The 10,997-nt window shown below is 69.6% G+C and carries 10 protein-coding genes; 7 read left to right on the forward strand and 3 right to left on the reverse strand.

Features of this window, described 5'->3' with window-relative positions:
- From AC1DO7_RS35110 to AC1DO7_RS35140, 7 genes are all read left to right on the forward strand, one after another.
- Positions 1-173: SHOCT domain-containing protein (locus AC1DO7_RS35110; protein ID WP_477117168.1), on the forward strand; the 173-nt coding region annotated here is incomplete at its 5' end.
- Between the two features lie 13 nt (positions 174-186).
- The gene (locus tag AC1DO7_RS35115; protein ID WP_441612938.1) at positions 187-1,710 is read left to right on the forward strand and encodes a DUF4178 domain-containing protein; all 1,524 of its coding nucleotides are present in this window, start codon (positions 187-189) and stop codon (positions 1,708-1,710) included.
- Between the two features lie 6 nt (positions 1,711-1,716).
- On the forward strand, positions 1,717-1,893 hold the full coding sequence (locus AC1DO7_RS35120; RefSeq protein WP_441612939.1) for a hypothetical protein: 177 nt from the start codon (positions 1,717-1,719) through the stop codon (positions 1,891-1,893).
- A 46-nt stretch (positions 1,894-1,939) separates the two neighbouring features.
- Positions 1,940-2,317, forward strand: coding sequence for an adenosylmethionine decarboxylase (speD, locus tag AC1DO7_RS35125; RefSeq protein WP_441612940.1), 378 nt, complete (start codon positions 1,940-1,942; stop codon positions 2,315-2,317).
- Between the two features lie 112 nt (positions 2,318-2,429).
- Complete coding sequence (locus tag AC1DO7_RS35130; RefSeq protein ID WP_477117167.1) at positions 2,430-2,870, forward strand: Cd(II)/Pb(II)-responsive transcriptional regulator; 441 nt, start codon at positions 2,430-2,432, stop codon at positions 2,868-2,870.
- 601 nt (positions 2,871-3,471) lie between these two features.
- Complete coding sequence (rnk, locus tag AC1DO7_RS35135; protein ID WP_441612942.1) at positions 3,472-3,894, forward strand: nucleoside diphosphate kinase regulator; 423 nt, start codon at positions 3,472-3,474, stop codon at positions 3,892-3,894.
- Between the two features lie 446 nt (positions 3,895-4,340).
- Positions 4,341-4,691: a hypothetical protein gene (locus AC1DO7_RS35140; RefSeq protein WP_441612943.1), complete on the forward strand. Its 351-nt coding sequence runs from the start codon at positions 4,341-4,343 to the stop codon at positions 4,689-4,691.
- A 238-nt stretch (positions 4,692-4,929) separates the two neighbouring features.
- Here the strand turns inward: AC1DO7_RS35140 and AC1DO7_RS35145 are convergent, their stop codons facing one another.
- The 3 genes from AC1DO7_RS35145 to pyk form a co-directional block, all read right to left on the reverse strand.
- Positions 4,930-8,052, reverse strand: a complete 3,123-nt coding sequence (locus AC1DO7_RS35145) for an efflux RND transporter permease subunit (protein WP_441612944.1) — start codon at positions 8,050-8,052, stop codon at positions 4,930-4,932.
- Between the two features lie 409 nt (positions 8,053-8,461).
- The gene (gene ypfJ, locus AC1DO7_RS35150) at positions 8,462-9,352 is read right to left on the reverse strand and encodes a KPN_02809 family neutral zinc metallopeptidase (RefSeq protein ID WP_441612945.1); all 891 of its coding nucleotides are present in this window, start codon (positions 9,350-9,352) and stop codon (positions 8,462-8,464) included.
- Positions 9,353-9,452: 100 nt separating this feature from the next.
- On the reverse strand, positions 9,453-10,922 hold the full coding sequence (pyk, locus tag AC1DO7_RS35155; RefSeq protein WP_441612946.1) for a pyruvate kinase: 1,470 nt from the start codon (positions 10,920-10,922) through the stop codon (positions 9,453-9,455).
- Positions 10,923-10,997: the final 75 nt, after the last annotated feature.

Genomic DNA, 10,997 nt, shown 5'->3' on the forward strand with positions numbered 1-10,997 from the left:
CGCCTGCCGTTGCTCCTGCCGCGCCCGCCGCGGCGGCACCGGCGGCACCGGCGGCGGCCGACGATCCCGCCGCGCGCCTGCAGAAGCTCAGGGAGCTGCTCGACAAGAGCCTGATCTCGCAGGCCGAGTTCGACACCGCCAAGGCCGAGATCCTGAAGAAACTGGTCGGCTGAGCACGCACGGCGCATGCAAGAAATCAACTGCCCGAGTTGCGGCGCGCCCGCGGCCTTCCGCTCGTCGGCCGCCGTGATGGTGGTGTGCGAGTACTGCCACAGCACGCTGCTCAAGGATGCCGACACGGTCAAGGACATCGGCAAGATGTCCGCCGTGCTGGAGGACTACACGCCGCTGCAGCTCAGTACCAGCGGGCAGTGGAACGGGCAGGGCTTCACCCTGGTCGGCCGCATCCAGCTGCGCTACGACGCCGGCTTGTGGAACGAGTGGTACCTGCTGTTCGACGACGGCAGCGACGGCTGGCTGGCCGATGCCTCGGGCCAGTACATGCTGACCCGGCGCGCCCCGCCGGACCCCGCTCAGGCATCTCCCGGCCAGCTCGACGGCGCGCCGCTGCCGCAGTACGAGCATCTTTCGCCGGGCACCAGCCTGTTCTTCGACAAGCACCGCTACCTGGCCAGCGATGTGCGCAGCGCGCGCTGCACCGGTGGCCAGGGCGAGTTGCCGTTTGCGGTCGGCGCGGGCTGGACCGCGCAGGTGGCGGACTTCCGCGACGAGGGCCGCTTCGTCACGCTCGACTACGCGCACGGCTATCCGCCAGCGGTCTATGCCGGCGCGGCGGTCACGCTGGACCAGCTCAAGTGCCAGCTGCTGCGCGAGCCGGACCAGATCGCCGGCACCGCCGACCGCTACCGCGGCAAGGCCGTGCCGCTGGCCTGCCCGGGCTGCGGCGGCGCGATCGCCTACCGCGCCGGCGTGGCCAGCTTCGTGGTCTGCCCGAGCTGCCACAGCCAGATCGACTGCACCACCTCCACCGCGCTGGTGCTGGAAAAGCAGCGCGAGCTCGATGCGCTCAAGACCAGCCTCGCACCGGGCGACACCGGCACCATCGACGGCAAGCCGTACACGGTGCTGGGCCTGATGCAGTGCACGGACAACGATGAGGACGAAGCTTCCACCTGGGTCGAATACCTGCTGTTCAACGAGCAGCGCGGCCTGCTGTGGCTGGTCGAGCAGGACAGCGGCTGGGACCGCGTCGAGGTGCTCGATACCTGGCCGCGCATGGTCTCCGCCACCGCCGCCAGCTACCAGGGGCAGAATTTCCAGCAGGGCTTCGACTACGAGAGCGAGGTGCTGTACGCGGCCGGCACCTTCAACTGGCGCGTGCAGGTGGGCGACACCACGCGCCTGACCGAGTTCGGCAAGCCGGCGCGGCGCCTCACGCGCGAGACTTCCGAGACCGAGATCGTCTGGACCTTGTCCACCACGGTGGCCCGCGCGCAGGTGGCGCAATGGTTCAGGTCCGTGCCCGCCCTGGCGCAGGCGGCCCGCGCGCCGCAGGCAGCCAGGCCGGCGGGCAGCGGCGCGGACCTGGCCTTCTGCCGCAAGAGCGCCAAGGTCTACGCCATCCTCCTCGCCATCCTCAACGTGCCGGTGGCCCTGGTCACGGACCGCGGATGGTTCACCATCGTGTTCGGTTTCCTGCTGCTGTGGGCGCCGATCTGGCTGGTCCAGCGCTGGGCCGGAAAGGATTGAGTCAGCGTGCGCCTGCTTTACCTCGTCTACGGGATCATCGTGCTGTTCGGCACCACCTTCTTCAATATCGGCGACAGCGGCCGTTCCGGGGCATCCGGCGCATCCGGCTATTCCAGCGCCCGCGGCTGGAGCGGCGGCTCATCCGGCTCCAGCGGCTGGTCCTCGGGCGGCGGACACAAATGAGAAGGGTGACACAGGCCAGGCCGATGGCGCCGACGGGCGCGCGGCCATGAACGCCCCGATGCTGCCTTGCCCGGCCGTGCTGGGCCACCACCTGCTGGCCGACCTGCAAGGCGTGGCCGCCGAGCTGCTGGCCGACGCCGCGCTGGTGGAGCGCGTGCTGTACCAGGCCGCGCGGGCCGCCGGCGCCACCGTGGTCGATGCACGCTTCCGCCATTTCGGGCCCGGCCTCGGCGTGACCGGGGTGCTGCTGCTGCGGGAGTCGCACATCAGCATCCATACCTGGCCGGAATACGGCTTTGCCGCGGTGGACGTGTTCATGTGCGGCGCCGCCCGGCCGGAACTGGCGGTGGATGTGATGCGCGCGGCCTTCGCGCCGCGCTCGCTGAGCGTGCGCGACCAGGCCCGCGGACCTGCCCCGGCCTGATCGCGCCATGCCGCCCGCGGGTGGCGAGACGCCGCCCGATGGTCTACACTCGTAGCTAACCCCGTAATTACTACAGGGTCTTTGCCTGATGCAGGCGTCACCCGGAGTCCGCATGAGAATCGGTGAACTGTCCCGCCACAGCGATTGCGACGTGGAGACCATCCGCTACTACGAGCGCGAGGGSCTGCTCGACGCYCCSCAGCGSGAAGACAACGGCTATCGCCGYTACGGCGACSCSCAYCTSSTGCAGCTCAACTTCGTGCGSCATTGCCGYTCGCTCGGCATGAGCCTGTCCGATGTGCGCCGGCTGCGSGATTTCSAGCGCRATCCSWCGCTSGCSTGYGRCGATATCRACRCRYTGCTSGACCGCCAGATCGACCAGATYCAYGCCCAGCGYGTGGCGCTCGAGGCRCTGGAAGGGCARTTGCGKGCGCTGCGCCACACCTGCGACCAGCCGCACCCCGCCAGCGAGTGCGGCATCCTGCAGAACCTGCAGCAGGCCGCGGCCGGTGCCGCGTGCGAATGCCACCCGCACGCCCAGGACCACCACTGAAGCGCCTGAACCCGCCGAAGCGGCCAGGGCGACGCATGGCGTCTTAAAAGAAGGCGCCGCCTGTGCTACGATCCCCTTTGCCAGCCGTGCACCCGGCTGGTGAGCAGGCGGCGGATCCGGCGCACGGAAATCAGGTTTCGCCTGCCCGAGTAAGCCATCGCTTTCGTTGCAGCCGCCACGCAAAGCGCGCTTGTTCCGGTTTTCCCCGCCGTTTCCGTATTTCGTTTCCGCGTTTTCCGACTTCCCACATTCCTGCCGCATGCCGATGATGCCTTGCTGCCTGCCGCCGACCGCTGCCGTGCTTGCCCGTACCGGGCAGGCCGGCGCGTGGGCGCGCGCGGCGTCGGCATTGCGCGCACAAGCCAACCAGGCCACGGCCTGCCGCCGGGTCAGCGCTCCGCCTGATCCCGCCCGGTTCCCAGCCTGACGTAACCCCACACGCAGGCAAGCGCCGAACCGGGCCGAGTCTCACCCTGTTCGCGGCTTTCCCGTCATTCCTGACGGCCTGAATCAATCCAATGACCTGGCAATACCGTGCCGATCCACAGCGGGTCGGGCCTGGGGGCCGGGGCCACGCATCGCCACCTAGCGAGGATCCATCATGACGGCTTCATCCAAGCAGCAGCAACCGACCCTTTACCTCACCGAACTCGATGTCACCCGGCTCGAGCGCATTGCCAGCCGCGCCGGCGCCGCACCGCTGGTGGAGATGCTCGACGGCATCCTGGAGCGCGCCGCCATCGTGCCGGCGGAAGCCATTCCCAAGGATGTCGTGACCATGAACTCCAGCCTGACGTGCGCGCTGGAGGGCGAGGCCACGCCGCGCAACTGGACGCTGGTCTATCCGGATACCGCGGATTTCGAGGCCGGCCGCCTGTCGGTGCTATCGCCGGTTGGCCAGGCGCTGCTCGGCGCACGCAGCGGACAGACCGTAAGCTACCGGCTGCCGGACGGACGCGAACAGAAGGTCACCGTGGTCGAGCTTTCTTTCCAGCCCGAGGCCAACGGACAGTTCACGCTCTAAAATAATCAGGGCCTCATGGCGCACATTTCGCAGATACGGGGACGCCGCCTGGCGGTACGCCCCGGTGCGATCCGCGGCTTCCCGGTGCGCGCCGCCTGCCTTGCCGAGGCAGGAAAAAGCTAGCGCCACGGCCTGCCCCGATCCTGGCCAGGCCGCCTCCAGCCTGGGTTGGCCGGCGCCCGGCACCGCCGCCAGGCGACCTTCCCACCACCCCGCACCACCGCCATTCGCGCTGCGCGTCGCCCATTCGCGGCGGCATGGGCGCCGTTCGTCCGTACTTCCAGCGTTTCACGACTCGCAACGCACCATTCGTCGCAGTGGTATTTCTCCTTGCCGAACCAACCACTAATCTTCAGTCCGTGCTCGCAGCGCAACATAGATTGCCGCAGCAGCTAGTAAAGCAGACCAAAAAAAAGACGAAACAAAATCAGTTGAAGGAGTCCCAAATGAATGCCAGACGCATCCTCGGCAGCGCCTTAGGCGTGTTGATCCTCGTTTCATCGGCCGCCGCGCTGGCCGCGCCTGCCGCCAGCAAGCTCGGCAAGTTCGACGTGTATGCCGACGCGCTGCGCACGGGCAGGTACGACGTGTACACGGACGGCGCCAAGCAAGGCAAGTTCGACACCTTCACCGACGGCGCCAAGCAAGGCAAGTTCGACACGTTCACCGATGGCGCCAAGCAAGGCAGGTTCGACACCTTCACCGACGGCGCGCGCGCCTTCAGCGGCGAAATCTCGGCCTCCTCGCTCGACAATTCGCGCTCGGGCGACGGTTCGCTCTACGGCTACCGGGTCTGACCCGGCACCGCGTGTCTCCTGGCGGTCACTTCGGTGACCGCCTCGCGTTACGGGCCGGCTGATTAGCCCGTCCAGTATCGCGACACCTGACGCGCCACCCCGCAGTACCGCTTTATCTCCCACCTGCCCGGCTGACCTCCTCCTCCTCTCTCTCCCGCCGGGCGGGTGATTTTTCCCCGCCGCCCGCTTTTCCGCTTTTCCGCATTTTCTCCCGCGCACCACCCGTACTCCGCACGTCTTACGACGGTGCCTGCTGCTGCCCGCGCCGCGCACGCCCGCGCCCGATCAGCACGTAGAGCAGCGGCACCACCAGCGCGCCAATCACGGTGGCGCCCAGCATGCCGCCCAGCACGCCGGTGCCGACCGCGCGCTGGGCCGCCGCGCCCGGCCCGCTGCTCACGGCCAGCGGCACCACGCCGAGGATGAAGGCCAGCGAGGTCATCACCACCGGGCGCAACCGCTGGCGGGCCGCCTGGCCGGCAGCCTCGACCAGCCCCATGCCGCCGCGGCGCAGCTGCTCGGCGTACTCCACCACCAGGATGGCGTTCTTGGCCGCCAGCCCCATGATCACCACGCCGCCCACCTTGAAGTAGACATCGTTGGGCATGCCGCGCAGCCAGATCGCCAGCAGCGCGCCAAGCAGGCCTGCCGGCACCACCAGCAGCACGGCCAGCGGCAGCGTCCAGTTCTCGTACAGCGCCACCAGGCACAGGAAGATGAACAGCATCGACAAKGCGAACAGCCACGGCGCCTGGGCGCCGCTTTGCTGCTGCTCGAAGGCGCGCCCGGTCCAGCGCACGTCGTAGGCGGCGCCCAGCTCGCGCACCCTGGCGGCAAGCCGCGCCATCGCCGTGCCGGTGCTGTGGCCGGGTGCCACCTCGGCGTTGATGCGCACCGAGGCCAGGCCGCCGAAGCGCTCCAGCGTGGCCTCGCCCGCGCCCCACACCAGTTCGGCGAAGGCGCCGAGCGACACCATGCCGCCGCGCGCGTTGCGCACATGCACGCGCGACAGGCGCGCGGGATCCATGCGGAAAGGCGCGTCGGCCTGCAGGATCACACGGCGTATGCGCCCCTCGCGCGCCACCTCGTCGATATAGCGCGAGCCGAGCGTGGCAGACAGCGCGTGATGGATCGCTTCGGGCTCCACGCCGAAGCTGCGCGCCTGCTCGTAGTCGATATGCAGGTCCAGCGCCGGCGCCGGCTGCGCGGTGGCCGCGCGCACCTCGCCCAGCGACGGCTCATCGTCGCGCTTGTCCCCGAGCGCGGCCAGCAGCTTGTCGCGCGCCGCGAACAGGGCTGCGCGGCCGGTGCCGGGCTGCGCCACCAGGCGCATGTCGAGCCCGCCGGTGCTGCCCAGCTCGGGCAGCGCCGCGCCGTTGTAGGCGTAGAGCTGCGCGCGGCCGCGTCCGGGCCACGCCTCCAGCCCCTCCGAGAGCCTGGCCAGCACGGCCTCGGCGCGGTCCTTGCTGCCGCGGCGCTCCCAGTCCTCCAGCGCCAGGAACAGGCTGGCGCGCTGCTCGCCGCTGCCGGAATTGCTCCAGCCCAGCACGGCAAAGCTCGATTGCACCGGATATTGCTGCGCGCGCAGCCATGTTTCCAGCTCCGCCACCATGGCACGCGTCTGCGCCTGGGTGGCGCCGGCCGGCAGCTCGATATCGATCACCAGCTCGCCGGTGTCTTCTTCGGGCAGGAAGCCGGACGGGATCTGCCACAGCAGCGCGCTGCCGGCGACGGCCAGCGCCAGGTAGACGCCCAGCCAGCGCAGGCGCCGCCGCTGCAGCGCCGTCACCCAGCCGGCGTAGCGGGTGGCAAACGCCGTGAAGCCGCGCTCGAACCAGGCCAGCGGCCCGCGCACCGGATGCTGCGCGTGGCGCAGCAGGCTGGCGCACATTGCCGGCGCCAGCGACAGCGCGAAGAACAGCGAGAACGCGATCGAGATCGCCAGCGTGACGGCGAAGTGGCGGTAGATCACGCCCACCGCGCTGCCCATGAAGGCCATCGGCACGAATACGGCGCACAGCACCAGCGTGACCGCCACCAGCGCGCCGGACACCTCGCGCATCGAGCGGCCCGCGGCCTCGGTCGCGTCCACGCCTTCCTCGCGCATGATGCGCTCCACGTTCTCCACCACCACGATGGCGTCGTCCACCAGAATGCCGATCGCCAGCACCACGCCGAACAGCGTGATGACGTTGAGCGACAGGCCGAGGGCATACAGGCAGGCGACCGTGCCGAGCAGCGACACCGGCACCACGATCATCGGGATCAGCGTGGCGCGCAGGTTGCCGAGGAACAGGTACAGGATCAGGAACACCAGCACCGCGGCTTCGGCCAGCGTGGCCAGCACGCGCCAGATCGAGCGGTCGACGAACTGCGCGTTGTCGGCGGAGATCGCATAGCGCACGCCGGGCGGGAAGTTGCGCATGGCGTCGTCCAGCGCGGCGCGCACGGTGCGCGAGGTGGCCAGCACGTTGGCGCCGTCCGCCAGCTTGAGGCCGATCGCGGCCGATACCTTGCCGTCCAGCGTCGAGCCGAAGCGGTAGTCGCTGGCGCCCAGTTCCACGCGGGCCACATCGCGCAGCCGCACCAGCGAAGCATCGCCGCCGCTGCGCACCACGATGCGCCCGAATGCTTCCGGGTCGCTCAACGGGCGCGGCGGGCGCACCAGTGCCTGGAAGGGCTGCCCCGGCAGCGCCGGCGCGCCGCCGAGCTGGCCCGGCGTGACATCGCCGTTGCGGTCCTTGATGGCCTGCTCCACGTCGGCGGCGGTAAGGCCGAGCGCATTGAGCTTGTCCGGGTCGAACCAGATGCGCAGCGCATATTCGGCGCCGTAGGGTTCGGCCTTGCCGATGCCGGGCAGCCGGCGCAGCATGGGCAGCACCGAGCCGGCGGCGAAATCGCCGAGCGCGGTCTCGTCGAGCTGGCCGTCGTCAGACACCAGGGAGACGTACATGAAGGGGTTGGCGCTGGCCTGGTCGACATAGATGCCGCCGCGGCGCACCGCCTCCGGCAGCAGTGGTTCGGCCTGCATCACGCGGTTGCGCACATTGACCTGCGCCAGCTGCGCGTCGGTACCCTGGCGAAAGCCCAGCGTCACGCTGGCGGTGCCGCCTTCGCTGCTGGCATCCAGGTAGAGCAGGCCGGGAATGCCATGCATCTGCTGCTCCAGCACGGCGGTGACCGCATCTTCCACGGTGCGCGCGGAGGCGCCGGGATAGTCGGCCGAGACGATCACGGTAGGTGGCGCCACCGCCGGATACTGGGCGATGGGAATGCGGGTGAGGGCGATCAGGCCCGCCACCATGGTCAGGATGGCAATCACCCACGCAAAGGCGGGCCGGCGAAGAAAAAAGGACGCCATGAAAAGAGACTCGGTGTTGGTCGCGCCGACGTGCCCGAAGGCCGCCGCCGGCGGCGGTGGAACAACGATCGGCGCGCGACAATGCGCGTGCGCGCCGGACAGCGAAGCACTGTTCTTTTGGGGGGAAGGCTGTCTTTGGCGCGGCTGTGTCAGCGGCGGCAGCCGGCCGCTGGCATCGTCAGGACGCAGCGCCGGACGACGGGCACGCGGCAGCGTGAATCGACGGAACCGGCAATCGGAAATCGGGCCGGCAGCGCGGAGCAGTGTGTCACGCCTGCGGCTTCCCGATCACTGGCATGGCCGCGATTATAGACACGGCGTGTGACGCGGACAATCTTTGCGTGCCCGATTGTCCACATCAGGGTCGGCGCTTGAGAGGAGAGCGCGGCCGCTCAGCCGCGCGCGGGCTTCAAAGCTGCTTGGCCGCGAAGGTGTCGCACTTGCGGATGTCGCCGCTGCTCAGGCCCTGGCGCAGCCAGCGCACGCGCTGCTCGCTGGTGCCGTGGGTAAAGGCTTCCGGCACCACGTAGCCCTGGGCCTGGCGCTGCAGCCGGTCGTCGCCGATGGCGGCCGCGGCCTTCAGGCCCTCTTCGATATCGCCGGGCTCGAGCAACTGCTGGTTCTGGCGCTCGGCGGTGGCGGCCCACACGCCGGCCAGGCAGTCGGCCTGCAATTCCACGCGCACCGAAAGCTGGTTGGCCTGCGCCTCGCCCATGCGCCGGCGCGCCGCATCGACCTTGCCGGACACGCCGAGCAGGTTCTGCACGTGGTGGCCGACCTCGTGCGCGATCACATAGGCCTGGGCGAAGTCGCCGCCCGCGCCGAAGCGCTTGCGCAGTTCGTCATAGAAAGCCAGGTCGATATAGACCTTCTGGTCGCCGGGGCAATAGAAGGGACCCATGGCCGACTGGCCGGTGCCGCAGGCGGTGGGCGTGGCGCCGGTAAACAGCACCAGCGTGGGCGGCGCGTAGCGGCGGTTGAGGTCGGTTTCGAAGATGCCGGACCAGGTGCGCTCGGTATTGCCCAGCACCTTGCGCACGAACACTGTCATCTGGTCGGTGGCGGGCGCATGGCTGGGCACATGCTGCGGCTGCGCCTGCTGCTGTTGCCCCTGCAGCACCGAGGCGCCCTGCATGATCACGGAAGGATCGATGCCGAAAAAGTAGGAGGCCGCCAGCGCCACGATGATGGTGCCGATGCCGATCGTCTTGGGTCCGGCGCCGAAGCCGCCGAAGCCGCCGGAACCCGCTCCCCGGCGATCTTCTACATTCTGGCTTTCGGCTTCGTCATCGAGACGCATGGTGGCTCCGCATTGCTGGTTGGTGGCCGCGGCAAAAGAGAGCCACGGCGTGCCGATCAGTATAGCAATGGCGGTGCAGCCAGCGAATGGGAGCGATGTATCAGGCCGTAACGGCGCCTGCCGCCGCGGCAAGCTGCGCCCGCCCGGGCCCGGCGCCGGCGATCTCCGCCACGCGCAGCAGGTTGGTGGTACCGCCCTGGCCGAACGGCATGCCCGCCGCGATGGTGATCTGGTCGCCCGGTTCGGCGTAGCCCTCGGCCAGCGCCGCGCGGGTGGCCGCGTTCACCATCTCGTCCACGCTCTGCACGTCCGGGCTGACAGTGGAGTGCACGCCCCAGGCGATCGCCAGCCGGCGTGCTATCTCCAGGTTCGGCGTGATGCTGACGATCGGTGCGCAGGGCCGCTCGCGCGCCGCCCGCAGCGCGGTGGCGCCCGACGAGGTGTAGGTCACCGTGGCCACCGCGCCGATGATCTGGGTGACCTCGCGCAGCGCCGCGCAGATCGCATCCTGGCGCGTGGACAGCGGTGCCTCGTGCTGGGCGTCGAGCAGGTTGCGGTAGAGCGGATCGCGCTCCACCTCGTTGATGATGCGGTCCATGATCGCCACCGCCGGCACCGGGTGGCGGCCGTTGGCCGACTCGGCCGACAGCATCACCGCGTCGGCGCCGTCGTAGATCGCGCTCGCCACATCGGAGGCCTCGGCGCGCGTGGGCACCGGCGAATCGATCATCGACTCCAGCATCTGGGTGGCGATGACGATGGGCTTGCCGTGCTGGCGGCACACGCGCAGGATGCGCTTCTGTACCCCCGGCACGCGCTCCGGCGGCAGCTCCACGCCGAGGTCGCCGCGCGCCACCATCACCGCGTCGGACACGCGCACGATTTCCTCGAGCTGCTGCAGCGCGGCCGGCTTCTCGATCTTGGACAGCACGCCGGCGCGCGTGCCGATGATCTCGCGCGCCTCGACGATGTCGGCCGGACGCTGCACGAAGGACAGCGCGATCCAGTCCGCGCCCAGCGCCAGCGCGAAATCGAGGTCCTTGCGGTCCTTCTCGGTCAGCGCGGGGATGGGGATGACCGCGTCGGGCACGTTGACGCCCTTGCGGTCGGACAGCGTGCCGTGGTTGACCACGCGCGTGACGATGCTGCCGCTGGCCACGGACTCGATCTTCAGTTGCACCTTGCCGTCGTCGATCAGCAGCGACTGGCCCGGCGCGGCCACGCGGAACAGCTCCGGATGCGGCAGGTGCACGCGGGTGGCGTCGCCGGCGCCGGGATCGCTGTCGAGCACGAACACGTCGCCGGCCTTGAGCGCGACCTTGCCCGCGGCAAAGGTGCCGATGCGCAGCTTGGGACCCTGCAGGTCCGCCAGCACGGCGATGGGCCGGCCGGTCTCGGCCTCGACCTGGCGCACCGCGTCGTAGCGGCGGCGATGGTCCTCATGGCTGCCGTGGCTGAAGTTCAGGCGGAACACATCGGCCCCCGCCTCGAACAGCTGGCGGATCACTTCGATGTCGGTGCTGGCCGGTCCGAGCGTGGCAACGATCTTGGCTTTGCGCTGGCGTCTCATTTTGTCTCCTCTTCCATTCTCGGGCGGCGCGCCGCGGCGGGCGCGCCTTTGTTCAAACACGGGGGCTTGCAGGCC

Source organism: Cupriavidus sp. 05N40 (assembly GCF_056397305.1).